The sequence below is a fragment of the Mesorhizobium sp. WSM4976 genome (assembly GCF_029625685.1).
Lineage (GTDB): Bacteria > Pseudomonadota > Alphaproteobacteria > Rhizobiales > Rhizobiaceae > Mesorhizobium.
Map to the genome: position 1 here is coordinate 1 of NZ_JARTVT010000050.1, position 23,977 is coordinate 23,977.

18 protein-coding genes and 3 pseudogenes are annotated in these 23,977 nt (G+C 58.8%); 1 reads left to right on the forward strand and 20 read right to left on the reverse strand.

The window, feature by feature from the left end:
• Positions 1 to 448: 448 nt before the first annotated feature.
• The 17 genes and pseudogenes from P9272_RS34180 to queC form a co-directional block, all read right to left on the reverse strand.
• Complete coding sequence (locus P9272_RS34180; protein ID WP_063170388.1) at positions 449 to 1,594, reverse strand: TlpA disulfide reductase family protein; 1,146 nt, start codon at positions 1,592 to 1,594, stop codon at positions 449 to 451.
• 272 nt (positions 1,595 to 1,866) lie between these two features.
• Complete coding sequence (locus P9272_RS34185) at positions 1,867 to 2,247, reverse strand: hypothetical protein (RefSeq protein ID WP_126080606.1); 381 nt, start codon at positions 2,245 to 2,247, stop codon at positions 1,867 to 1,869.
• Between the two features lie 10 nt (positions 2,248 to 2,257).
• On the reverse strand, positions 2,258 to 3,556 hold the full coding sequence (locus P9272_RS34190) for a SidA/IucD/PvdA family monooxygenase (RefSeq protein ID WP_063169368.1): 1,299 nt from the start codon (positions 3,554 to 3,556) through the stop codon (positions 2,258 to 2,260).
• 842 nt (positions 3,557 to 4,398) lie between these two features.
• Positions 4,399 to 5,271, reverse strand: coding sequence for a universal stress protein (locus tag P9272_RS34195; RefSeq protein ID WP_063169369.1), 873 nt, complete (start codon positions 5,269 to 5,271; stop codon positions 4,399 to 4,401).
• Positions 5,272 to 5,366: 95 nt separating this feature from the next.
• Complete coding sequence (locus P9272_RS34200) at positions 5,367 to 6,182, reverse strand: response regulator transcription factor (RefSeq protein ID WP_063169370.1); 816 nt, start codon at positions 6,180 to 6,182, stop codon at positions 5,367 to 5,369.
• Positions 6,179 to 6,658, reverse strand: a complete 480-nt coding sequence (locus P9272_RS34205; RefSeq protein WP_024505267.1) for a NifX-associated nitrogen fixation protein — start codon at positions 6,656 to 6,658, stop codon at positions 6,179 to 6,181. The genes P9272_RS34200 and P9272_RS34205 overlap by 4 nt, the downstream gene beginning before the upstream one ends.
• Before the next feature lie 16 nt (positions 6,659 to 6,674).
• The gene (gene nifX / locus P9272_RS34210; protein ID WP_063169371.1) at positions 6,675 to 7,172 is read right to left on the reverse strand and encodes a nitrogen fixation protein NifX; all 498 of its coding nucleotides are present in this window, start codon (positions 7,170 to 7,172) and stop codon (positions 6,675 to 6,677) included.
• Positions 7,169 to 8,521: a nitrogenase iron-molybdenum cofactor biosynthesis protein NifN gene (gene nifN / locus P9272_RS34215; RefSeq protein WP_024505265.1), complete on the reverse strand. Its 1,353-nt coding sequence runs from the start codon at positions 8,519 to 8,521 to the stop codon at positions 7,169 to 7,171. The genes nifX and nifN overlap by 4 nt, the downstream gene beginning before the upstream one ends.
• Before the next feature lie 8 nt (positions 8,522 to 8,529).
• Positions 8,530 to 10,014 carry a nitrogenase iron-molybdenum cofactor biosynthesis protein NifE gene (gene nifE / locus P9272_RS34220; RefSeq protein WP_024505264.1) on the reverse strand — a complete coding sequence of 495 codons (1,485 nt, stop codon included), beginning with the start codon at positions 10,012 to 10,014 and terminating at the stop codon, positions 8,530 to 8,532.
• Positions 10,015 to 10,075: 61 nt separating this feature from the next.
• Positions 10,076 to 11,617, reverse strand: a complete 1,542-nt coding sequence (gene nifK / locus P9272_RS34225) for a nitrogenase molybdenum-iron protein subunit beta (RefSeq protein WP_024505263.1) — start codon at positions 11,615 to 11,617, stop codon at positions 10,076 to 10,078.
• A gap of 129 nt (positions 11,618 to 11,746) precedes the next feature.
• On the reverse strand, positions 11,747 to 13,249 hold the full coding sequence (nifD, locus tag P9272_RS34230; protein ID WP_024505262.1) for a nitrogenase molybdenum-iron protein alpha chain: 1,503 nt from the start codon (positions 13,247 to 13,249) through the stop codon (positions 11,747 to 11,749).
• A gap of 87 nt (positions 13,250 to 13,336) precedes the next feature.
• On the reverse strand, positions 13,337 to 14,230 hold the full coding sequence (gene nifH, locus P9272_RS34235; RefSeq protein ID WP_024505261.1) for a nitrogenase iron protein: 894 nt from the start codon (positions 14,228 to 14,230) through the stop codon (positions 13,337 to 13,339).
• 1,097 nt (positions 14,231 to 15,327) lie between these two features.
• A pseudogene (locus P9272_RS34240) lies at positions 15,328 to 15,524 on the reverse strand (7-carboxy-7-deazaguanine synthase QueE); the annotation flags it as partial.
• Between the two features lie 160 nt (positions 15,525 to 15,684).
• Positions 15,685 to 16,437 (reverse strand): carbonic anhydrase, encoded by a 753-nt coding sequence (locus tag P9272_RS34245; protein ID WP_063169372.1) that lies wholly within the window; start codon positions 16,435 to 16,437, stop codon positions 15,685 to 15,687.
• A gap of 770 nt (positions 16,438 to 17,207) precedes the next feature.
• A complete protein-coding gene (gene queE, locus P9272_RS34250; protein ID WP_164548811.1) occupies positions 17,208 to 17,933 on the reverse strand; it encodes a 7-carboxy-7-deazaguanine synthase QueE in 726 nt (241 codons plus the stop codon).
• Positions 17,934 to 17,938: 5 nt separating this feature from the next.
• The gene (gene queD, locus P9272_RS34255) at positions 17,939 to 18,295 is read right to left on the reverse strand and encodes a 6-carboxytetrahydropterin synthase QueD (RefSeq protein ID WP_063169374.1); all 357 of its coding nucleotides are present in this window, start codon (positions 18,293 to 18,295) and stop codon (positions 17,939 to 17,941) included.
• Positions 18,295 to 18,993 carry a 7-cyano-7-deazaguanine synthase QueC gene (gene queC, locus P9272_RS34260; protein WP_063170389.1) on the reverse strand — a complete coding sequence of 233 codons (699 nt, stop codon included), beginning with the start codon at positions 18,991 to 18,993 and terminating at the stop codon, positions 18,295 to 18,297. Before queC ends, queD begins: the two co-directional genes overlap by 1 nt.
• A gap of 369 nt (positions 18,994 to 19,362) precedes the next feature.
• Here queC and P9272_RS34265 point away from each other — a divergent pair.
• Positions 19,363 to 19,504 (forward strand): annotated as a pseudogene (locus P9272_RS34265) (transposase); the annotation flags it as partial.
• Here P9272_RS34265 and P9272_RS34270 read toward each other — a convergent pair.
• The 3 genes and pseudogenes from P9272_RS34270 to hisC all read right to left on the reverse strand — a co-directional run bounded on the left by P9272_RS34270 (position 19,499) and on the right by hisC (position 23,192).
• Positions 19,499 to 20,701, reverse strand: a pseudogene (locus P9272_RS34270) (IS3 family transposase). The pseudogenes P9272_RS34265 and P9272_RS34270 overlap by 6 nt on opposite strands.
• Positions 20,702 to 20,955: 254 nt before the next feature.
• Positions 20,956 to 21,990, reverse strand: coding sequence for an LLM class flavin-dependent oxidoreductase (locus tag P9272_RS34275; protein WP_063169375.1), 1,035 nt, complete (start codon positions 21,988 to 21,990; stop codon positions 20,956 to 20,958).
• Between the two features lie 71 nt (positions 21,991 to 22,061).
• Complete coding sequence (gene hisC / locus P9272_RS34280; RefSeq protein ID WP_063169376.1) at positions 22,062 to 23,192, reverse strand: histidinol-phosphate transaminase; 1,131 nt, start codon at positions 23,190 to 23,192, stop codon at positions 22,062 to 22,064.
• Positions 23,193 to 23,977 lie beyond the last annotated feature (785 nt).

A 23,977-nucleotide genomic window follows, 5' to 3' on the forward strand; every position in this document is an offset into this window, starting at 1 on the left:
CATAAGCCGAAGGAATCCTGAGTACGAATGAGCCGCAGGAGGCATTTGACGAACGGGGAAGCAAGGGCCTCGTCGTCCCCGTGGACAGCAGGGCCAACCGGTTCATGAGGAATTTCGCTTTTCCCCAATTTCAGTACTCCTCTTGAAGGACGATCTCTTTTTCTGCGATGTGTGGTTCGGGCGCTTGCGTGGGCGGGGAATGGCTTGGGCGAGCCGATCCCACGCAACAGTGTCCCGTGGCCGACCTCGAGCACGTCCACCAATGCGAGACCTTTCACCGCGGCGCGAACGCCTGCGCCGCGGTTCGACCCGAGGTAAACGCAATGGAAATTCCACCTGCCGCAAGCCGCGCACTTTTGCGGCATCGACGTTATTGCTGCGAAGTGCGCCTGGGCGGGCGGATTTGCCGGTGTTCAATTCCAATTGTCATGCCCTTCGCGATCCTTGCTCAGGAAGTGACAGCGTTTTGAGTTTCGGAAGTCTTGTTTTGCGGAGCCACACAGAGACCCGCGTGACAGGCAGGCTCACCCGTGTAGTTGGCCAGGGCTTGGAGCAACGAGGTGAGGTAGCGCTGTTTGGTTTGGTCCGGCACTGGCTCCGAATGGTCCAGCGATTTGATTGCCACCTCGATCAACTCGATCGCCCGGTCCTTGTTGCCGCTCTCGTAATAATACTGAGCGACCGGAAAGTAACACCCGAATTTAAAGTCTCCATCGCCTTGCGGAGGATTAAGTTCCAGGATCTGTTCGGAGAGCTCCTTGCCCATCGCAAAGCGATCATCATGCGGAAGATGGGAGTTGTCGATCGTGGGATGGAAGAGTTGGTTCAGCGCCATCACCACCCAAGACATCGCTTCGAACTTTTTGTTGATCGCGTCCTCGACCAATTCGCGCATAAGCGGCAAGCCGGTTTTGATGTCGCGCAGCTTGTGAAGCAGAATATCCGCATGAACCCGCCGAAAATCAAAAGAGTCTGGCATCACGGCGAGGCCTTCTTCGATGGCCAATAGTGCCGCTGCCCAATCCTCGTCCTGCATCGCCGGCCCAAGTTTGGCGTATATCGGCTGACTCAGCGACGATTCGCGCACACGCGAGATTCGCTTTGCATCGACGGCTTTCGCTTCATAGCTGCTGCGCCAGCTGCCGTTAAGGACTTTCGGCAAAACGTCATCGAGAGGTGCCGGGTGGCCGATATAAGCGATGTGGCCGTCGCGGTCGACCACGAACGAGGTGGGAATCCCGAACGAAGAGCTGGGTTCCAGCCAGAGCTTTTTCATTTCGCCAGTGCAATCGAACGCTGTCCGATAATTCAGATTCGGGAACTTCTCGGTCAGCCAGGCATCCACGTTGGTCCGCGCTTCGTCCGCGGTTGCAGCCTTTTCGCAAGCTGCGACTCCGATAATCTCAAATCCGCTGTCTTTATATTTCTCCTGCAGTTCGATCAAATGGGGCATGGCGTGGACACATGGTCGGCACCAAGTCGCCCAAAATTCAACGAGGTAGACCTTGCCGGGCCGAAGGCTCGTGAGGGGCTCGCCACGCAGCCAGTTCTCCACTTTCAGCGCAGGAGCCGGGGACCCCATACGCAGTTCCATCTTGGTGTCCAAAGTCATTCCACACCTTTCGTCTCTTTTGTCGCGGAATATTTTCCAGTCAAAATCGGACACGGTCTCGAGGGCATTGCTCCCTCTCGCTTGCTTCAGCGGAGCTCTCACCGTGTTGCCGCACATCAAGCACGGCAAAGGGCATGCCAACCCTTCTTAGCTTCGGCAAGCGCCGGTACCGCCTTGAATAAGCGAGCCCTAACACGGCCAGCTGACGTTAACCTGAATGTCGGCTTTCGACGGCTCACCTTAGCGGCTGCCGTTTAGGAAGGTGAGAGTTTGGCTGGCCCGCTGGCGATAAGACCGGCTTCGGCGTCCTGGAGTAGTCGCACTTCGGCGATGGGGTCGAAAGTGCGGGAGAGGCTCGGTACCCTTGCAGCCACCGCCGCATGTGGCCCGGCGTCATAATTCGCGTCGCGGTTGCCAACGGCGGCGTTGGGCTCGATCCACGTGGCGTTGAGCCCGACAGCACGTAAAGCTGCATCGTGATTGAATGCCCTTTGCTGTTTCACGCCAAGCAGGAGTCGCGCGACGCTACCTTGCTCAAGCGCGAGCAGAGCGATCTGACGCCGTAGGAATATTGCTCGTCCCGCTTTTGCCGCCAGAGGCGGAAATCTTTCCTGAATGCCACCGCCGATCATCAATATCGACGAATCATATCCCGCTGCCCATTTGTTCGACTCCGAGGTCGGGCCAGCACTCCGTCAAGGGACGGTTGATGAACCCTAGATGCTCGGGATTGGCGCATGGCGCGCGCCGCAGAAGGCTGTCAAGGATGCGGCGCGCTCGCCAGGCCAGCAGCCCAAAGTTCGGATCAGCCAGCCCGCGCTGTCCAAGGCAGGCGTTCTGAACGAAAAGGCGTCGGTCTCGCGGTCCGTCCCAGTACACCGAAAAATCCTCGCCGATGGCGAGCTCATTGCCGATCTGTTCGAGGCGATCTGCGATCGGTTCTAGGAAACCCGGCAGCGGTTTCTCGTACCCGGTGGCCAGGATGACGATATCGGCGGTTACTTCTCCGATGTTGTCCAAGCCGCGTTGCAGCGTGAGCCTGTGCCCTGCTCCGGCATTGATGCAGCGCGACACGTTGCAACTTGGCCGCAATGTGATCTCGCATTGGTGTGGCTCGAGAAAGGCGTGGTGGTAGAGCGCCTGATAGACCGCGCGCAACTTGCTTTCTGAAATGCCCTCGGAGGCAAGCGCGAAACGCCGCAGGAACAGCTGTCGATGCACCTCGCTCATCGCAGCAAAACGATCCGAGAAGCATGGCGTGAACAGCCCGTTTGTGAACGCGTGGTCGTCGAAAGGCATCTCGCGCGTCAAGACCCATGTGATCGCCGCGGGCCGCCGTTCTTTCGGCCGGCCGACAAGGTGCAGTAGCAGCTCGGCTCCCGACTGTCCGCCGCCAACAACGCAGACATGCTTTTTTTGCACCTCAGGATTGATGTGGGCCAACTCAGATGAGTGGAACAGGTTGGGTCCAGTCCAGCCATGAAACTGAGGCGGAATTTGCGCCTGCTTGCCTATGTCGATGACGAGGTTTCTTGCATCAAGGACCGCGTTGTCCGTCCGCACGCGAAACTCGCCGTCAAAGCGGATTTCGCGAACGGCCTCGCCGCCACGGACAAGCGGATTCTTCTGGAACGCCCAGTTGAGATATTGGGCGAACTCGGCTCTAAGCACCCCGTGAAATTGCGCATTGAGGAAATTGTAAAGACGCCCGTTCTCGTGGAGGTAGTTTACGAATGTGTAGGCTGATCGCGGATTGACCAGAGTAACCAGATCCTGGAAGTGGCCGACCTGGAGCTCCGCGCAATCGAAAGCGCTGCCTGGATGTCCTCGGAAATCGACCTCCCGGTCCAGGAACAGTGCCCCTTGCGCAATCTCTTCCTGTATCTGACACGCAAGGCTCAAATTAGATGGTCCAGCACCCACACCAATACAAAAGAGGTCCACTTATCCTTACTCCTCTAGGAGTGTTTTCCAACTCAGCGGCATGTTGACGTCGATTGCCGGGCATTGAGCAATGCGAACCTCACAGGCATGCTTGAGCCGCGGTCCCGACTGAGAGGACAGCAAAAGCGTGTGCCGCCTTCCAGGTCTTGGGCTCAATGTCGGCGGCATCGACAGCGGCGCGGCGTGATCCGAACCCAAGAGCAGAAGGAAAGTGTGTGATGCTGTCGCGCGGCTCTTCCGGATCTTACGGCGGCTTCTAGCGCCGGCCTCCACCCCAGGAGTGGCTGTTTCCCTGCCACGACGGAAGCGGCTCTTTCTTTCGAGGGGCGTAACCATGGATAACGGCTCTTAATGCTTTCGGAGACTCCCATGCATGCGGCGTGCCGGATAAAGACCTGTCAAACCAACGAGTTCGCGCAGTTCCAGCTCGTCTGGAATCCGACATTGTCGCACGCCCGACGATCGGGCAGGGGAAGCTCCGCGGCAGCGGCCCTTGCACACCGCAGGCTGACAGGGACAGCCGCCGATTTGACGCGCGTCCGGGTACTGATAAGGGGCCTTCCAACAGGGTTCGCGCACGAGGCGGGGTCTCCTGGTACACCCGCCCTGTGGCTTGGCTGCGGTCTGCTGCAGCCGTTCGTCTTTACTGCCCGTTGCGGACGATCTCGCACGAGTTGGTTCACGAGAGCGTCGTGAAGCAGTCGAGGCGTCCGGTTTGGCTCTGACAAGCGTCGCAAGATGTTCGCGGATCCAGCCATGTCTCCGCAATCCGACCGGTAACCGACGACGACTTCGGACTGGTTGGCGGTCCTACGACCTGATCGGTGTTCCTACGGAGCTGATCAGCGAGCCAAAAACAGCGGCAATGTGGTCTTCCCAAAGCTCCAGCTCGGCGGACCGCCGAAAATCCGCTCACGCAGCCCACGGCTGCCATAAGCACCCATAACCATCATGTCAGCACAGATGTCGTTCGCGTGCTGGGTCAGCACTGTGCCCGCCGATTTGCCGGCGCTCTTAAGCAGGTCAACGGAGACCCGAGCACCGTGCCGAGTAAGATAGGCAGCGATGTCAGCTCCAGACTGCGCGCCTTTCCCGTTGTTTTGCGCCTTTGGATCGACCATAGCGACACAGACTTCCTTGGCAGCGGATAGGATACTAAGAGCTTCCCGAACCGCACGCGAGGCCTCTACACGCGAATCCCAGCCGACCAGCACGCGTCGAGGCGACAGCGTCGCCTTAACGCCCTTCGGCACGATGAGCACCGGCTTTCCGCTATCGAACAAGCAGCCGTTGACAACAGGAGGTCCGAGAGTCTCATCGTTGAGGAGGTCTCCTCCAACGATCGTCAGGTCAGCGCAGAGCGCCCGCTGTCGTGCCACTTCACCGAGGCTAGCCGGATCGCAATAGTCGGTGTCAACGTCACAGGAAAGCGACATAGCTTTCAGCCTTTTGAGGATATCCGCGGACCGTCTTTCCATTCTGGTCACGTCCTGTGAAAATTTCTCGATTTGCTGAAATCGATAGTTCGGTACTGCAATTGCCTGTGCACGTCCTGTATTCCATTCGGGGGGCGGAGACGACATCAAGAGCAATGGAGGCGGTATAATGAGTACCGATAGGTGCGCGCCGACCTCGGCACACAGTCCGGCAGCTGTTGTGAGGTCCTCATCAGAATGATCAGCACCCGTCACACTGAATATGCTTTTAAATTCCATTTGCCTGCTTCTCCTGGTCTTCGTTAGGAGCGCCTCAAAGCGGCAACACCGCTCTCAGGAGGAAGAGAGAGCGGCACCACGTTCGATCACCGATTTCAGTCGTCCGGCTTCTCGAGCGAGTAGCCGGCCGACCTGACGGTGCGAATGACGCTGCCGGGCAAGGCCGTTTTCAGCGCCCTCCTGATTCGGCTGATATGGACATCGACGGTGCGTGCACCGACATGAATGTTGGGCAGCCAGGCCGCCCCGATAAGCTCGTCCCGGCTGAAGACCTTGCCGGGGGCCTCAATCATAAGCCGCAGCACGTTGAAATCGATCCGTCCGAGATGGATGTCGTGGCCATTACCGCGAACCCGATGGGCATCGAGCTTCATCTCCAGGCCTCCACAACAAATCCAACTGTCGTTTTCAACCCCGTTCGGACCACGCTTGGTCAGCCCGAGCCTCGCCCGCAGGCAGTCGAGCAGCTTGGCCGGAGCCACCGGCCGCACAAAGCTCTCAACGCCTGCCTTCAAGAGATCGAGGTGCTGGTGCTCGGCGCCAGGCGCGATCAGGGCGATGATAGGCAGGTCGGTGGTGCGCGGTTCCCGCTTGAGGTGGGCGCAAATTGCGGACCCGTTTATGCTGGCTGGGTCGCAATCCAGCACTACGGCCTGAAGCTCCCGTTGTTCGGCCAAGGCCAGCGCAGCCTTCGCGCCGTCTGCCGTCTCACTGCTGAAACCGTCAACCTCCAGTATGTGGCTGTAGAGCAGATAGAACTCGGCATCTTGCGAGCAGATCAGGACCAGCGGCTTCTTCATCGGCGATACCCCAACAACCTGGTCGGCCTCGAGTCCCTGGATCGAGGGGACTGGCCAACATAGTTTCTCGGGTCCGTCATGATGGCCTTTCTCGAAAATCGCGCCCATCATGCCAGCGCCACGTGGGGAAAGGTTTCGATGACTGAAATCGCATCGTCGACCAGCTTCGTACCGGCCGTGGCGAGCTTCAGGAGCGTCTCGAAGCCAAACCGGTGGACATCGCGCAGCGTTTTGGACAAAACGACCAGCCGTCCGGTCGTGAAAAGCACCCGACCAAAACCCTCATGGCTCACCTGGATCATCGGCGATGCCATAAGGCCGCAGCGCTCCTCGATCGCAAGCCCGATGGCGGCGTAGTACTTGTCGAGCCTCCACAGCACGTCGGGATCGGGATCTCCGATGATTGGGATCCCTCGGCGCTGTTCCTTGGTAATGATGAAGTCGCCCAGCAGCTCAGCGTCCGCTTTGCGTTCCCACGAGCCATAGGAATCCTGAGAACGGATCAGCCGCACGAGGCATTTGACGAACGGGGTGCAAAGAGCCGCCTCGTCTTCGGCGACAGCTGGGGGGATTGCGGGGTCAGGCATTGGCGTCCTCCTCTTTTCAGTCCTCGTCCTCGAAGGACGGTTTCTTTTCGGCAATGCCCGCTCGCGCCAGCACCTTGCGCAGCCAAGGCGGAGGACACGTCCTGAGCATCATCTGCGTGCGCAAGAGCACCTGTGGGATCGATTGGGGCTCCGCCACTTTGATCGGGTGGATTTTTGCCGCGACAAGCTTGGCTGCCGAAGGGCCGCCAATTGCCAGACAAAACAGGATCTGACAGCCCTTGAGCGCATCCACCTTTGGCGTGATGCGATCATCGCGCTCGGCCCGATGCTCCCCGCTTTCATCGGACACGTCATCGAAGGCCACGGCTTCTACGAGATTCCATTCCTCGCGCGTCACGTCGTAGACAGCAAAGCGCCTGGCCGACCCGAAATGGGCGTTGAGGTCCTGCATGTCCTGAGTGGCGATCGCAACGCGCAATGCGCCCTTACGTCGTTCAGGCATCGGGGCGAAAACCTCACTACTGACCAGCGAGAGGCGGCGAACAGCGTTCATCGTGATATTTCTCGATTACGGAGTGGATCAAGCGCCTCAGGAGTGGGCGCGTGTTGGTTGGCCTGGAAGATGCTGGCGACCTCGAAGATCATGTCGCGGGTGCCCTGATAGAGAATTGCGAGCTTGTGCTGGCTGCCTAGTCGATCGAAGACCGGGAACCCGATGCGCATGAGCGGAATTCGGAGCCGCTCCGATGCTTGGCGCCCGTGCGAATGCGTGACAAGCAGGTCAGCACCGACGGCAAGACTTTCCAGATCGCCGAGATCGCCGATCTGAACCGAAACCGCCGGGACTTTCTCGAGAATTTTAGACCTGTCGGTCGTTGTGACGGCCGCGGCTATCTCGGAGCCGAGGCCAGCAAAGAAGGTCGCAAGTTGGAACAGCTGGTCTGGTTCGGCAGCGATGGCAATTTTCTTGCCGCCGAAATGGAAATGTCCGTCGAGCATCGCGTCCTGCAATTGCGCCCGGCGCCGGCGCACGCGGGCCGGTACCGCCGCGCCCGAAATCGCAGACAGCAGCGACACGAAGCGGTCCGTGTCCTGCAGCCCAGTCAGTGACTGGAACAACACGTAAGGCACGCCGGTCAACCCGTGCAGCGCTTTCGCCGGGCGGCGCATGTGCTCACCGATGGCGATGCATTGCATGGCCGTGCCCAACTCGCGAATGTCTTCGACGCTGGTGCCGCCGTATGTGGTCGCTACCCAGCGGTCAGGAACCGTACCGTCGAGCGAGCCTGAAATGTCGGGCAGAATAACCGGCTTGAGCCCAAAGCTTTCAACCATGTCACGCATATGCTCGATGTCGGCGACAGTGAGGTTGCATCCGGGCAGGATCGCGATCTTCTTCGGCTGCCGCGCACGTTCGCCCGAGCCTGTAATCCCTTTGATCATTGCGGTGACTGCCTTGGCCCAGCCCTCTTCGATCGCGCCGTCAAAATCCGGCGTGTTGGCCAGCACGACCTCCGTACCCGCAAGCTCTTGCGTGTGCTTCAGCTTGATGTTCGCAATATCACTCGCGCAATCTTCGCCACGCGTCTCCACCAGCGCGGTCGTGCACACCCCGATCAGCTTTGGCTTCGTGCGGTTCTTGAGGTTGAGGATGGCTTCTTCAAGATGGTCGGCAGCGCCGAGGATGGTCGCCACCTCATCCATCGCTGTTGTCTGCAATGGAATCGTTTCTTTGAAGTGCCGTACGAAGAGCACGAGCGCGAAGCTTGTGCATCCCTGGCTGCCGTGGAACAGCGGCATCGCGCCGTCGACCCCAAGAAAGGCAAAGGCGGCACCCAGCGGCTGCGACGACTTCAGCGGGTTCACCGCCGCGGATTTGGTCTGGGGAAGGATGCGGGCCATCGGTCGCCTCAACACTCGCTGAACTCGTGTGCCGTCGCGCCGGCGAATTCATCGAACAGGTGCCCGGACTCCTTCTTCGTGCATGGCAGTTCGTCTTTTAGATCAGGCTGGCAATCCCACGGGGCCGGCTGGCGCACCTGAGACCAGACCGGATTGTGAATGGCGAGGTCGATCTGGCGTACGAGTTCCACCATGCCGGCATAGCCGGCATAAGGGTGCTGGCGCTCCTGGTTGATATCGAGCCAGGGCGTCTTGGCCTTGAGCGCAATGAATTGCGTGCGACCGCCCGACAGCATGATATCGGCCCTGTGTTCAGAGAGCATGGCGTACAGCTCGCGCGCAGCCATGTATTCGAACATATGCTTGTCGTGCTTGAGAACTTGTTTGATGCGCTCCTTGTCCTGCACCGTAGATTTCTTGACCGAGGTGCCGACGATCTCGATTCCGATCTCCATCAGCGCACGGACAACCGACCAGGACTTCACACCGCCTGTGTTGAGCAGCACGCGCTTGCCTTGGAGCCTTTGCCGGTAGGATTCGAGTTTCTTCCACGCGATCGCCTCCTGCTGCGCGATCAGCGTCTCCGTGCGCTCGAGGATCTCCGGATCGGCGCCCTTCCTCACCAGCAGCCTGACAAGGTTGCGAAGAGCTTGCGATGTGTCGGAGATGCCATAGAAGGAGCCCTCGAAGAACGGGATGTCCCAGCGCTCCTCCATCTTGCGGGCAAGACTGATCAGCGCGGTCGAGCACACGATCATTGCCGCCCGGGCGCGGTGCGCGGAAGCAATGTCGCGGTAACGCGCATCGCCGGGAATGCAGGCGCGCACCCGGATGCCGAGCCGATCGAGGAGCGGCTTTACAAGCCAGAATTCGCCCGAGAGGTTGAATTCGCCAAGGATGTTGATGTCGTAGGGCCCGGGGTCGTCGGGTTCGACCGTGCCGATGACATGATCGAGCAACGCCTCGGCGGCGAGCTTGTTGCCGAGGTTCTTGGAGCCTGCCAGGCCAGGCGCATTGATCGGCACCACGGCCAAACCGAACTTTTCCGTGGCGCGTTTGCACACGGCCTCGATGTCGTCACCGATCAGCGCCGTTACGCAAGTTGAGTAGACGAAGATCGCCGGCGGCGCGTATGTGTGCTTGATCTCGCGGATCGCCTTGAAGAGTTTCCGCTCGCCCTGCCCCATCACCAGGTCGAGTTCGGTGAGGTCGGTCGTGAAGCTTGTCCGCCACAAGGTCGGCCCTGACGAAACCGCACCACGGTTGTCCCAAGAATTGCCCTCGCAGGCGAGCGGCGCATGGACCAGATGCGCAACGTCGGTGATCGGCTGCAGGACGATCTTGGCTCCGTCAAAGGCGCAGCCGCCGGCTGCCGCCCCTGGTGTCAGCGACTTCGAGCAGCCCTCCTTGCGCGCCTTGGCATCTTTGCCACGGTTCTTATCGCAGGCGGGCTCATCGAAGGCGTCCTTGATTTTGGCGCTGAGGGAGGACATCGCTCAGCCTCCCCAGTCCATTGGGCAAGGAATGGCCTCGGCGAAAAGCCGGCCACGGCTCTTAGCGCGTGAGGTCATAGGAATAATCCGTCACACCCGTCTCGCTCGTCTCGCGATCGAGTTTGTCGAAGATCTTGTCGAGGATCGTCGTCAGCACGCGCAACGCGCCCTGGTAGCCAAAGAGCGCAAAGCGGTGATGATGGTGCCGATCGAAGATCGGAAACATCAGCCGGATCAGCGGCGTTCCGGTGTCGCGCTCCAGGTACTTGCCGTAGGAATTGCCGATCAAAAGGTCCACCGGCTCGGTAAAGAGCAGCGAGCGCAGCGCCCACAGGTCCTTGCCCGCCCAAACCTGGGCAGCCTTGCCGAAAGGCGAGGATGCTAGCAGCTTCTTCAAATCGGCTTCCCATGCCGAGGTGCCATTGGTGGCGAGGCAATGGGTTGGCTCGCCGCCGGTCTCCATGACAAAGCGGGCCATTGCGTGAACGAAGTCGGGATCACCGTAGATGGCGTATTTCTTACCATGCAGCCAGGATTGGCTGTCCGCCATGGCGTCTACCAGTCGGCCGCGCTCGAGGCGAATTGCCTCGGGAATCTCCTTGCCGGAAATCGCCGCGACCTCCATCAGGAATTCGTCCGTCGCCTGAACGCCGAGCGGATAGTGGAACGAGGCCGTCGCCTGCCCGACCTCCTCGCAATAGCCCAGTGTCTTTCGGGTGTTGTGATGCTGCAGCGAAAGCGTTGCCTCGGCGTTGAGGGCCTTCTTCACCTCGTTGATCTTCGTGCCCCCGTCATACATGCGGTATTCACCGTCCGAAGGCGTATCGAACTGGTCAGAGGCATCCTGGATCAATGTATAGGACACGCCCATTACATCGAGCAGGCGCTTGAGCTCCCGGTTGTTGCCGACGCAGAAGCCGTCGAAGCCCGGAATGATGTTGATGGTTCCTTCGATTTGCGTACGCTCCTGACCTTTCCAGAAGTGCTCCAAAATGCCTTTGACCATGTTGTCATAGCCGTCGACATGACTGCCAACGAAGGCCGGGGTGTGGGCAAAGGGCACGTCGAAGTCGCGCGGGACTGAATCTTCGTCCTTGGCGTTCTGGATGAAGCTGTGCAGGTCGTCGCCAATGACCTCTGCCATACAGGTCGTCGACACGGCAATCATCTTGGGGTCGTAGAGCTGGTAGGTGTTGGCGAGCCCGTCGACCATGTTCTTCAGGCCGCCAAACACCGCCGCATCCTCGGTCATTGAGGAGGAGACCGCCGCGGCAGGCTCCTTGAAATGGCGCGACAGGTGCGAGCGGTAATAGGCGACGCAACCTTGGCTGCCGTGGACGAAGGACATGGTTCGCTCGAAGCCGGCGGCAGCGAATACCGCACCCAGCGGCTGGCAGGCCTTGGCCGGGTTCACGACAAGCGCTTTGCGGGCGAGGTTCTTTTCGCGGTATTCCCACGTCTGGGTGAAATCGCGCTGATCGGAAACGATTTCATCGGGGTGCGGACATTCGAAGTTTAGCTTCTTCTCAGCGAGCATCTTTCTGTATTCCGGCTCGCGGAACAGGGGAGCGTGATCGAGAATTTTTTCAGCCGACTGCGGCATGATGATTACCTCTTTTGCATCTGGCTGCGCGGGACGGCAGCTCAGGACGTCAAGACGTTCCAGGCTCCGGCGGATCAGAGGCCGCGGGAGTTCACCGTCTCAGTGGGAGACTGGGGCTGAAGCAAATGTTTATTCGGCAGCCATCGCCCGCTCATCGCCCCGGCTTCTTTTCCAAGGCGCGTGGAATAGGTCCCAGACCGGGTTGTTAATGGCGAGATCCACATCACGTGCGAAAATGGCAAAGCCGTCGTAGCCGTGATACGGGCCTGAATAATCCCAGGAATGCATCTGGCGGAACGGTATGCCCATCTTCTGCACCGGGTATTTTTCTTTGATTCCCGAGCCGACCAGATTTGGGCGAATCCCTTCGATGAATTTCTCCAACTCATAGCCGGTCACGTCATCGTAGATCAGCGTGCCGTTCTTCACGTAGTGGCCGGTGCGCTGATAGTCGTCGCTGTGGGCGAATTCATAGCCGGTGCCCACGATGACCATGCCGAGGTCCTCGTAGGCCGTGACGACGTGGCGGGGGCGCAGGCCGCCGACATAGAGCATCACGGTATTTCCTTCCAGGCGCGACAGGTACTTGGCGATGACCGCATCAACAAGCGGCCTGTACTTGGCAATGACCTTTTCGGTCTTCTCCTCGATTTCCGGCCCAAAATGCTTGGCTATGTTGCGCAGAGAGGCTTCGATCTGGGAGGGACCGAAGAAATTGTACTCCATCCAGGCGACGCCATACTTTTCCTCCATATGCCGACAGATGTAATTCATCGACCGGTAGCAGTGGATAAGATTGAGCTTAGCCTTCGGGGCGCGCTCGATCTCTGCGAGTGTGGCGTCACCCGACCAGTTGCCAACCACGCGCAGCCCTATCTCCTCAAGCAGTATGCGCGAGGCCCAGGCATCGCCGCCGATATTGTAGTCGCCGATGACGTTGACGTCGTAGGGGCCGGCCTCGAACTTGACATCCTTTTTGTCGAAGACCCAATCCCGGATTGCATCATTGGCGATGTGGTGGCCAAGCGACTGCGAGACGCCGCGGAAGCCCTCGCAGCGTACCGGCACGATCGTCTTGTCATACTCCTTGGTCTTTTTGCGAGAAACGGCCTCGGTGTCATCGCCAATCAGGCCGATAGGGCATTCGGACTGCACGGTGATGCCGTTGTTGAGCGGAAACAAGACTTCAATCTCGTCAATGATCTGTTCCAGCTTCTTGTCGCCGCCGAAGACGATGTCCTTCTCCTGGAAATCGGAGGTGAACTGCATTGTCCCGAACGTGTCGACGCCCGTTGTACCGACGTAGTAGTTGCGGCGCTGCGACCAAGAATATTGGCCGCAGCCGACCGGGCCGTGCGAGATATGGACCATATCCTTGACTGGCCCCCACACCACGCCTTTCGAACCAGCATATGCACAGCCGCGAATCGTCATCACCCCGGGAATGGACTTGATGTTCGATTTGACGTCGCATTCGGAAAGGACCTCGCTTTCCCCGCCAGCCTCGTTGCCGCTCTTTGCGACGTTGAGGTGCTTCTTGCGGCGCTTCGCCGCCTTGTCGGGATAATGCGACAGCACCTCTTCGATAAGCTTCGCATGAAGAGCACCGTCATTCTCGTATTCCCGGCTCATGAGTCCCCCTTTCAAGGTTGGGTGACGCCTCAAAGAATAGGCGCCGTTCTCTGCAAGGCGCGCCGATTCATGGCAGCGCTAATGTCACTACTGGGCCGCCGCCTTCGCCGCTTCCTTGGAGTGAAGCTCGGCAAGCATCTGCTCGTCGGTCTTCATGATGCCGAAGTCGAGCAGCATCTCCTCCAGCTCCTCCATGGTGATCGGCGTCGGGATCGTACCCTGGCCCGAATTGGCGTGGATCTTCTCGGCCAGAGCGCGGTATTCCCCTGCCTGCTTTGAGTCCGGCGCGTACTGGATCACCGACATCTTCCTGAGTTCGGCATGTTGGACGATGTTGTCGCGGGGCACGAAGTGGATGAGCTTGGAATTCAATCGGCCAGCCAGTGCTTCGGCCAGATCGAGTTCGCGGTCGGTTTGACGTTCATTGCAGATCAGCCCGCCCAGCCGCACACCGCCCGAATGGGCATATTTGAGGATGCCCTTGGCGATGTTGTTGGCGGCATAGAGCGCCATCATCTCGCCGGACATGACGATATAGATCTCCTGGGCCTTGCCTTCGCGGATCGGCATGGCGAAGCCGCCGCATACCACGTCGCCGAGGACGTCATAGGAGACATAATCGACATCGTCATAAGCGCCATTCTCCTCGAGGAAATTGATCGAGGTGATGACGCCGCGGCCGGCGCAACCGACACCCGGCTCGGGGCCGCCGGACTCCACGCACTTGATGCCTCTGTAGCCCACCTTGAGCACGTCCTGGAGTTCGAGGTCTTCCACCGAGCCTTCCTGTGCGGCGAGATCCAGGACGGTATCCTGAGCTTTCGAATTCAGGATCAAGCGTGTGGAATCGGCTTTGGGGTCGCATCCTACGATGAGGATTCTCTGCCCGAGGTCGACAAGGGCAGCGAGCGTATTTTGGGACGTGGTGGACTTGCCGATGCCGCCTTTTCCGTAAAAGGCGATCTGACGCAGACCTGACATAATAGCTTTCCTTCCTTCGTTCTAATTATCGCGACTGCCCGCGACACAAGTGCCGATAGGCAGCTCGTGCCGCCTCACACCAAGCATCGCAAAAAGCGTACCAGCGTGATCGGCCGATCCCAGAAGAAACTTTGTCATTAAATTCCAGCCGCTTAGACGGCGGCAAAACGCGCGAACGGGCCTTTCAGGCGTCTGTCACGGACACGACAAAGCCGACACAGATTGTCGTGCGCCATCCAAACCGCCGTGTGTCGAGCTCGAAGCGGGAGAATGGGGAAGTTAGCCCAAAGCTGATGGCGAGACCATCGGAAGACATCGGCTCTTGTCTTTCCAGCCTGCCATTGATCGGGCGGTCGCTGGATGAGCAGGAGCCTGGGGCTTGACCGCGGCGCGGGTAGTTCAGGCAGGCTTACAGAGCGGGAACGCCGGCGGCCGATAGACATCCGCGCTTAACCTTTCATAGCCCGTCTACAAGTTGGTTCCGCCGACGCGCTATATGGAAGCCAAATAATTCAGTAGCTTAGCCGAGAGCATTGATTTTTTCAGAAAGATACGTGTTATACGCGTATGAACCGCCGAACCCATGGTCGGCGCCCTCATGCGCGTGAGACCCCGTTGTGGGCGAGGCTCGCGACTGGCTGCACGATCCTAGCCGGCCTGCTTGCCATTGAGTTTGGTCCCGCCGCGGTAGGCTGCGGCATCAAGGGCAACATCAGCTACAACACTGGCAAGAAGATTATCACGTTCTTGGACAGGAATCTTACTGGGAGACACGCATCAACCTATTGAAGGGCGAGCGGTGGTTTTGTTCAGAGGAAGCTGCACGAAAGGCGGGCGGGCGGGCTTCGAGAGGTTAGTGTCGCGGCAGCTTGCAGATCTGCCCACGGGGCCGCCACGATCGCAAAGTGTGTACAAAAGCGCCCTCTCTGCCGAACTGAACAGTGCTCACGGCCATAGCCTCGGATGAGCCCGACTGGCTTGACCTCTGCATGATGAGAGCAGCTTTTACACCAGGTGCGCAGCACATGTCTTTAACGAACGCATCGTCTTCAAGAATATAGAGAGCAATTCGGAAAACCGAGTAGTTGGCGGCGAAGCTAGGAGAAGGTATACACTACCCTCTTGTTACCCCAGAGTAGAACGTGCAGCTGCGGCAAGACGCGGGCTTCGAACCACCTGTCGCTGGTCACCTTTTCTACCAGCGGTTCCATGCGCATCATATTCCGTCGGACTCGACAGAGACGTCTTCATTACCACGGCGGGGCGGCGTGTGATTGCCGGGTTGCAGACAAACCTCGCCGCGACGTATTTGGGACGAGTGGTGTCGGCACCGAATCCCTATCATTTAGACTAGCCAGCTTGGGGAGCGCCGTCAGACCGCCAGACCGGAAGAGGAGGCTTCGCGCCAACTTGTGCCAAGAATGTTGGACCGTGCGGAACCGCTGGGGCGGCGCTCAACTCTGGCGCAGGATGAAGCGTCGATTGGGTGAATGAATAGGGCGCGCGTTCGACGGGTAGAGTGAGGCAAATCGCTGGATGTCTGCCGGATCAACGTCAACCGGTTCCATCGCCACCATCCACTCGACGTTTTCGGTGCACGGCGGCGTCGTCAGTGAGCCCTCATAAGTCCAATAGCCAAGCGAGGCTGGCAGAAGCCAGTTGGGATTCACCTCGTCGATCGTCACCTCCCCATTCGGCAGTTCGGGAAAGGCCGCAGCAAGGGCAGCAAAGCTGGCATTTGTCGCGCCGGGCGTTAAAAAGACGCCCAGCACGCCCAGAGTACCACTTTGCGTGTCCTTGTGAACGAAATGCACCTCCATCGGGAAGCTCTTGCCCGCCACGTGATGTTCGCTTGGCGCATGGAAATGGAACTGTACCAGTTCGTAGACACGATCGCCGCGGGTCAGCGTGCTGCCTTGTGGCATATTGATTTGAATGGTGTGGCCGTTGTTCACCATATTGCCGCCGCCCTTGTGCCAGCCGATGGCGATATGCGGGATATCCGCCTTGACCGCGCTGTTGATATTGATCGGCGATTGCTGCGTGCCGGCAGAGCATACGAAATTTTCCTTATCCAGATCAGCCCAGTGCTCCGGTCCGACCGGACCGGTGTACCCCCAATGGGCACTGGTCGCTTGGGCGGCTTGAACGCAAATCCGGCATGCGCCGAGCGCAACCAACCCTTTGATCAGGTGACGACGATACATATTACTTTTGCTCCTCTTGCGAACTGATGTTGGTGGCTGCCCTAATGGACGCGTGATGGCCAATCGGCGCGGCCAGTATTGTCCTTTGCAACTGATAGATGCCCGCACGCCTTGGCGTGCTTTCATAAGTGCGGCTGCCGTTTCTCGGCTGGCCGGCTTCTGCAGCCCGCAACGGGGGCAGTTTCAACCAGCTAAACGATAAAAAATTTTAGCAGACCAGCGCTTGACCCCCGCCGCAAAGGCACAGGCGAAGGTGATCACTGCGCGGCTGCCGTTCGCGCCGGAGGCCGCATCGCTATACTTTACACTCGCTGCCCAAGGAGACGCAGGCGACCCCAATACGTTTTCATCGCTACTCCCGACGCAGCCGACCCACGCCACGAAAACGTTGCTATATTTCACGTTGGGCCAATGAGGAAATCGATCTTCTTTATGGAAGGCATTTGCGCAATGGATGCATTCCCATGCTGACAGTCGTGCGTCAGGCCGGACAATGAGATACATCGATAAGAGCTGGACAAGGATGAGGGGATGACGTGCTTGCGACGGAGCAGGTGGGGCGAGAAGGCCAGTTCTTGCGGATTTCAACTTTGCGTGACGACAGCTCATCGGAGTCAAGGTGACACACGCCGGCAGCGGGGTGTCCGGGCGGTTTCCAGCCGCACAATCGCGAGACCGCTGACGCGAACAAAGCTCGGCTGTACTCGGCACGCGAAGAGAGCCTGCCAAGCCGTTGGAGCCCGGCCTTCCGGTGCGACGCAAGCCACAGACTAGACCGCCCTCTTGTTACCCCAAAGCAGAACGTGCAGCTGCGGCAACACGCGGGCTTCGAACCACCTGTCGCTAGTCACCCTTTCGACAAGCCATTCCATTCGCATCATTATTCCGTCCAAGTCGACAGAGGCGTCTTCACTGCCAGGGAGCGGCGGCGTGTGATTGCCGGGTTGCAGATAGATCGGAAGGTGCGGATATCTCGCCGCGACTTCTTTGGCGTAGGCATAGTCACTCTCGTCGAAAACGACGAGCTTGAGCACGATTTGCGGCTTCTCTTGCGCCGCTTCGAGGCATGCATCAAACGCAGCCCAACGGGTCGTCATCTCGCTGGACGGCGGCTTTGGGCTAAGGGTCAGCACGTCAAGATCCGCAAACCACTCCCTCACCACGGAACCCTGCGTTTCCAGTGCAAAACGATAGCCCTCGCGATGGCCTCGTTCTATGAGGGGACCGAACGGCTGAATGGCCGGGTTGCCGCCTGACAAGGAGACCATAACCGGCCTGCCGCCGGAAAGCGCATGGACGGTTTGCCACACGGCATCGATCGGCATCGGTAGCCATTCATGGCGATACTGATTGTCCACCGCGTGAAGGCTGTCGCACCATGAACAGCGATAATCACATCCGCCGGTTCTGATGAACACCGTCGGCAAGCCGATGAGCACGCCCTCGCCCTGGATAGTCGGCCCGAATATCTCGCTCACACGGATTGCGGGATGCATGTCGGTCACGGACGGTATTCCGCCCAAGTTTTCGGTGTTTCGCTAACGCGCACGGCCGCGGTCTGCGGCAGACGTGCCTTGCACCATTCATAGAAATGTCTGGCCAGGCATTCCGCCGTGACCTTCTCATGTCCCAGCACGTCGTTGAGGTGCCGATGGTCGAAGCTCTCGTCAATGTAGCGTTTGAGCGGCGCCAGATCGTGATAGTCGCGCACGAAGCCGTGGGCGTCCAGTTCCTTGGCCGACAGCTCCACTACGACGACATAGTTATGCCCGTGCAGGCGCGCGCATTGATGGTTGGGAGGCAAGGAGGTGAGCTGATGCGAGGCCGAGAAGTGGAATTCCTTGCTGATGTGGAACATTACGCGCGCCTCCTGCGCAGCGCCTCAAGCCAGAAATCGGCGTCCTCGTAGTCGGTGGGATCAGCGTGCCCGGCGAGATGGAACGCTTCGCGCCGCTCGACGCAGGTCCCGCATCGTCCGCAGTGACGCACGCCGCCCTTGTAACAGGACCAGGTCTCAGCAAACGGGGTGCCGTATCTTGCGCCATCCGCAACAATGTCAGCTTTTCCGAGATTCACATACGGTGCATAGAGGCGTATCTGCGCATAGCCGTCGAGCGCGCGGTCTTGCATTGTCTGGAAAGCTTCAATGAAGGCCGGACGGCAATCGGGATAGATGAAATGGTCCCCACCATGCACGGCCGCCGCCACCGCTTCGGCGCTGTGGGCGGCGGCGAGACCGAAGGCGATTGCCAACATGATGGCATTGCGGTTCGGCACCACCGTAATCTTCATCGTGTCTTCGGCGTAGTGGCCGTCCGGCACGTCGATACTGCTAGTCAGCGCTGAGCCGGAAAGGCCACGGCCAATTTCGCCGATGTCGATGATCTGGTGCGGGACCTTCAGTCGCTGCGCGCAAAGAGCGGCGAAGCCCAATTCCTTCCTGTGCCGTTGGCCATAGTCGAAAGATAGAAGGCCGGTGAGTTCGTGCTCCGCTGCCACCATGTGAGCAAGGGAAACGGAGTCCAATCCGCCAGAGCAGACGGCGAGAGTCTTCATCATTGGTATCCTTGTTTTGACCGGGTAAGGCTGCGACCGGAGATTTCTCTGCGCCCCCACTACTCCAGCGACTCAGTTTTGTGAACCGGGAGAATTTGCGCTCAGCCCGATTGGAACGGGAGTGCGTCGCGTCCAACACGCGTGATCAATAAAAGTTGAGCGCTTCAGCAGTTTGTTTCGCATCGCGCCAACTTTCGCAACCTGCTGTCCGATCGTCGACTTCGAGACAAGGTGATGTTCGGCCGACATCGGCTGACTCTTAATTAAGCCGCAGAACACATGTTGGCTTTCTGGCCTTCGCTTGTGCGGTTGGCGAGGGCGACATGGATGCCAGCAAATTTGACATTGGCGACATCCGCCTGGAGAACCCTGCGCGGCGCGATTGAGGCCGCAGGCGAGCCTGCTCTAACTGCCGCCCTACAGTCCCGACTTCAATCCGATTGAGAACGCCTTCGCCCAACCTAAGGCGCTGCTGCGAGCAAAGGCCGAGATAACCATCAAGGCTCTATGGGACTGACGTTGCCCCAGCAGTTTTGAGTTCGTTTCCGGCGTGGGTTGTGCCCTGCTGGGCGGGTGAAGCGACGGGCGCTGGCGCGGAGCCTTTGGCATAGCGCAGCGCGAGCGACCGTCGCGGATTGAAGGTGCTGGCGAACTTGGCCGGGGTCTGCCAGGGGGGAGTGCGGCCGCGCGGTGTTGTAGTCGGCGTGCCACAGGGCGATGGCTACGCGCGCCTGAGCCAGCGAGGTGAACAGCGTCTCGTTGAGCAGTTCATCGCGCAGTCGGCCGTTGAAGCTCTCGATGAAGCCATTCTGCATCGGCTTGCCGGGCGCAATGTAATGCCATTCGACGCGGTTCTGATCCGCCCAGGAGAGGATGGCGTTCGAGGTGAACTCGCTGCCATTGTCGCTGACGATCATCCTGGGCCGGCCCCGCTCGGTGATGAGCCGTCCAATTCGCGGGCAACCCGCATGCCCGAGAGAGACGTATCAACGATGAGTGCGAGGCACTCTCTCGTGCAGTCGTCGACGACGGCCAGGATGCGGAAGCGGCGCCCGTCGGTGAGCTGGTCCGATACGAAGTCGAGCGACCAGCGCTCGTCGGGCCTCAGCGGCACCAGCATCGGCGCCCTGGTCCCGATCGCCCGCTTGCGGCCGCCACGGCGGCGACGGCGAGCTTCTCCTCCCGATAGAGCCGGAACAGCTTCTTGTGGTTCACGACCAGGCCCTCCCGCCTCAGCATCACGAGAAGACGCCGGTAGCCGAACCGGCGACGCTCCTGCGCGATCGGCCTTCATCCGCTCGCGAACCTCGCGGTCGTCCGGCCTGCTGGTCTGGTAGCGAACCGTCATGCGGCAACAGCCGATGGCTTTACACGCCCGCCGTTCGCTCATCCCGAAGCCTTCCTTCAGGCGAGCGACAGCTTTCCGCTTGGCGGCGGGCGTCACCATTTCTTTCCCACAAGGTCCTTCAACGCGGCATTGTCGAGCATGGCGTCGGCCAAAAGCCGCTTCAGGCGCGTGTTCTCGTCCTCCAGCGCCTTCAGGTCGCCGAGCCTCGGTGACATCCATCCCGCCGAAGCGGGCCTTCCAATTGTAGATCGAGGCGTCGCTGACCCCGTGCTTGCGGCACAGATCGCCAACCGATACCCCGGCCTCGTGTTTCTTCAAAATTCCGATGATCTGCTCTTCAGAGAAGCGGCTGCGTTTCATGTCCTGGTCCTCTGGATGGGCCAGAACGAACTTCAAACCGGATTAGATCAGAGGGGCAAGGTCAGGACGCCTCGGCGCGGTCGTCGACCTCTTCACCCCAGCCGAATGTGCCAACTACTTCAAAGCCGCAGGATATGACCTGGATCAGATAGGACGTGCTCCAATGGTTTACACCTGACACAGGAGTCCGGCCCCCACAACCGTTTCGCAATGAGGAGCAGCGCTGCCGCTGCTCCTCCAATCACACGACGGATTCACGATGCGGCAACTCGAGCCATGATTTCGGATCCAATGGCCGATGCGGTGTATAGTGAGGCATCCAGCGGCAAATCCCCAAATGCCAGTTGACACAGAAGATAATTAGCACCTGCCTCTTCCAGCTGATCAAGGAGAGCTTTTCGGACAGAATCTGCCGTTCCCACGACGCACAATTCACTTTCAATTGCTGCATCGAAGTTCAAAGGCAAGTTTGGTGGAGTGGAAATGGCATTTAGTTCGTATAGAAATTTGAAGCTATTGAGCCATCGTTCATAGGCAGGTGCTGCGAGCAAATACGCATCTGTTTCAGAACGCCCTATCACCACCATTCGGAGCAATCCAAGAAATGGCGCTTGCTGGCCAATGTCAGCATCGTGAATTCGGGCGGCGCGGAACGCGTCGGTAACGCTGCGAACAGAAGTGGAAGGTCCGACGCAGGCGATGTTTGCCCCATTCGCAGCGGCCCAGCTAGCCGGCTCGGGTCGATTGGTGGCGATCCATGTCGGCGGACGGGGATATTGGTGAGGTCTCAACGTCAGCGGAACATCTTTCAACTCAAAGTGGCGGCCCTGATAAGAAAGCGTCCCGCCTTTCATCGCATTGATGAGAATCTCACTGGCCTCCGCATACTGTTCTGGTGCTGCTTCTACAGCAACCCCGAAGTATCCCAATTCAGTGGGAGCAGAGCCGCGCCCTATGCCGAGTTCAAGCCTGCCGCCGCTCAACTGATCAAGCATGCAGATCTCCTCGAAGGCACGCAGCGGATGATAGAGCGCAAGTAGCATTACCATGGGACCAACACGAAGACTGCGGGTTCGCTGGGCGACGCTCGCTAAGAACAAATTCGGTGATGGACCTCTGCCATGCGGCGTACAGTGGTGCTCGGCGAGATGATACGCATAAAAGCCATAGCCATCGCACGCTTCTGCTAGGCTCAGCCGATCTGCATATTGTTGTGCGATGTCATCGCCGTTTTCGTCCAGATGATCGAAGATGCCGAAGGTCAGGCCCGAAGCGGAAATTTTCTTCAATTAATTGTTCTCCAAATTACCTATATTTATTCGCTAATCATCATAGCTCACGACATATCATTACTTGATGCTTAATGTGAATCGACTTCATGCTTGTGAGCACCGCGATCCTTCTTAAAGTTCATACAGACGCGTTCGGCGGCAGCAAGGAATTTGTCCATCTGCTCTGTGGTGCCAATGCTGACGCGAATACAGTTCTTCAAATCTACGTCAGGAAAGCTGGCGATGAGGATCGCCTGCTCTTTCAACGCGGCTTGCCAGCATGAGCCCTCCTGTCCCGCCGGCACACGGGCCAGCAAAAAGTTTGCGTGGGAGGGTGTTACGGAAAAGCCAAGTTGCAACAGCGCCAGGGTCACTCGCTGTCGTTCATGCTTGATGTGCCTGTGGTTCTCTTCGTAGGCGTGGCGATGCGCAAGAATGCTTTTCCCGACCGCCTGCCCGATCACGTTCATGTTGAAGACATTCTGGATGTTGCGCAGCCTGCCAATGATTTCTGGGTGACCGAAACCGAAGCCGACTCGCACGCCAGCGGCAGCATAGCTCTTTGAAAAAGTCCTCAAGATCAAAAGATTCGGATGTCTATTGACGAGGCGCAGGGCATTGTCGGGTGCGAAGTCAACGTAGGCCTCATCCAAGACGACCAAGCGATCTGCTTGCTCCACAAGGCGTTCGATTTCGGCCACCGGCACGAATGTTCCGGTCGGATTGTTCGGATTAGCCAACAGAATGAACTTCGCGTCTTTTGCGGGGCCGGACAGCAGTTTTTCTATCGGCAGGGGATGAGCTTCGCTCGATGCGATTTCGAGAAACTCGGCACCCTGCAACATGGCAAGTTTACGGTTGAACGAAAATCCGGGCGACAGCATTGCCACTCTATCTCCTGGGGCGAGGAAAGCTCTGTAGATGAGTCCGAGCAGCTCCGACGAACCGTTGCCGGCAATCACCTGATCTTTGGAAAATCCGTAAGCATCGGAGGCAGCTGCCCTTAAGCTGAGATTGTCGTCTTCCGGATAAAGATACTGGTGTTCGATCGCAGCAATTGCACTTTGCATTACGCTCTTCGGCAACGGAAACGGGTTCTCGTTCGTATTTAGCTTAACGCAGTTTGCATCCGTCGCTGGTCCGTTGGACGAGAGAGCATCTAATTTGCTGGCCACCGGCGAAAAAAGCGAAAGCACGGTCTTCAGTTTTGCATCGCACATGTTCTTCTCCGTTTTTCAGTCCCGCAGGGCATGTGACATGAGGCAATCGTTGATCGTGACTTGATCGACGTTCGGCTATATCAGCGCTGCCTTCCCACCCTGGTGGGGATCGCCGACCACGGTTTGGATTTGACACCGGGAAGCTGTCGAGAACCTGATGACGACCCAACGTTTGGCCGACGGCCGATTCGGCGCAACAGACGGTGTTTCAACATCGCATCGTCCTCAAAGCCGCATGCAGGGCCTGCACGACAGCCCGTCTCCAGCGCCCGCAGATAGGTGGAAGCCGAAGTCTTGCCGAACCTCAGTTGCTCTGCCACCTTGGCCCACCGGACTGCCCTGTTTATGGGTCAGGCGCAGGATATCTCTGACGCTCGTTCGTCTTGCTTGCTTCCGTCTTGGCATGGGCTCTCTCGGTTTGCTGATGAGAGAGCCAAATACCGGCTCATCTGAGCATGAGACGCAGGCCTGACGATATGGAGCGTCGCTGGTGGCGCGCGTAGCCGAGAGGGTTCGCCTCGCTGGCGGGGCATGCAAGACGGCGCACCTCCTTAGCCATCCTGTCCCATCGTCTCAGATCGTGAGGCGCACCTTATAGTCGGTGAGGAGATCTTGCAGGGTCAGGTTACGCCCTAGCGCTTAAGGTTGTTGGTCGCACCGAGCAAGCGCGGGACCTGTCGACGGACAACAGCGGTGCCACTGCCGGCACTAGGTGTGAGCTTTCGAGAGGTTGTCCATTCGGACCGGACCGAGGAGACTGGAGTTACCACGCTTCAGCATCCATC

Coding starts and splice junctions, on each gene's coding strand:
- P9272_RS34180 (WP_063170388.1), bottom strand. CDS start 1,594: ATGGAACTGCGTATGGGGTCCCCGGCTCCTGCGCTGAAAGTGGAGAAC.
- P9272_RS34195 (WP_063169369.1), bottom strand. CDS start 5,271: ATGGAATTTAAAAGCATATTCAGTGTGACGGGTGCTGATCATTCTGAT.
- P9272_RS34200 (WP_063169370.1), bottom strand. CDS start 6,182: ATGATGGGCGCGATTTTCGAGAAAGGCCATCATGACGGACCCGAGAAA.
- P9272_RS34205 (WP_024505267.1), bottom strand. CDS start 6,658: ATGCCTGACCCCGCAATCCCCCCAGCTGTCGCCGAAGACGAGGCGGCT.
- nifX (WP_063169371.1), bottom strand. CDS start 7,172: ATGAACGCTGTTCGCCGCCTCTCGCTGGTCAGTAGTGAGGTTTTCGCC.
- nifN (WP_024505265.1), bottom strand. CDS start 8,521: ATGGCCCGCATCCTTCCCCAGACCAAATCCGCGGCGGTGAACCCGCTG.
- nifE (WP_024505264.1), bottom strand. CDS start 10,014: ATGTCCTCCCTCAGCGCCAAAATCAAGGACGCCTTCGATGAGCCCGCC.
- nifK (WP_024505263.1), bottom strand. CDS start 11,617: ATGCCGCAGTCGGCTGAAAAAATTCTCGATCACGCTCCCCTGTTCCGC.
- nifD (WP_024505262.1), bottom strand. CDS start 13,249: ATGAGCCGGGAATACGAGAATGACGGTGCTCTTCATGCGAAGCTTATC.
- nifH (WP_024505261.1), bottom strand. CDS start 14,230: ATGTCAGGTCTGCGTCAGATCGCCTTTTACGGAAAAGGCGGCATCGGC.
- P9272_RS34245 (WP_063169372.1), bottom strand. CDS start 16,437: ATGTATCGTCGTCACCTGATCAAAGGGTTGGTTGCGCTCGGCGCATGC.
- queE (WP_164548811.1), bottom strand. CDS start 17,933: ATGCATCCCGCAATCCGTGTGAGCGAGATATTCGGGCCGACTATCCAG.
- queD (WP_063169374.1), bottom strand. CDS start 18,295: ATGTTCCACATCAGCAAGGAATTCCACTTCTCGGCCTCGCATCAGCTC.
- queC (WP_063170389.1), bottom strand. CDS start 18,993: ATGAAGACTCTCGCCGTCTGCTCTGGCGGATTGGACTCCGTTTCCCTT.
- hisC (WP_063169376.1), bottom strand. CDS start 23,192: ATGTGCGATGCAAAACTGAAGACCGTGCTTTCGCTTTTTTCGCCGGTG.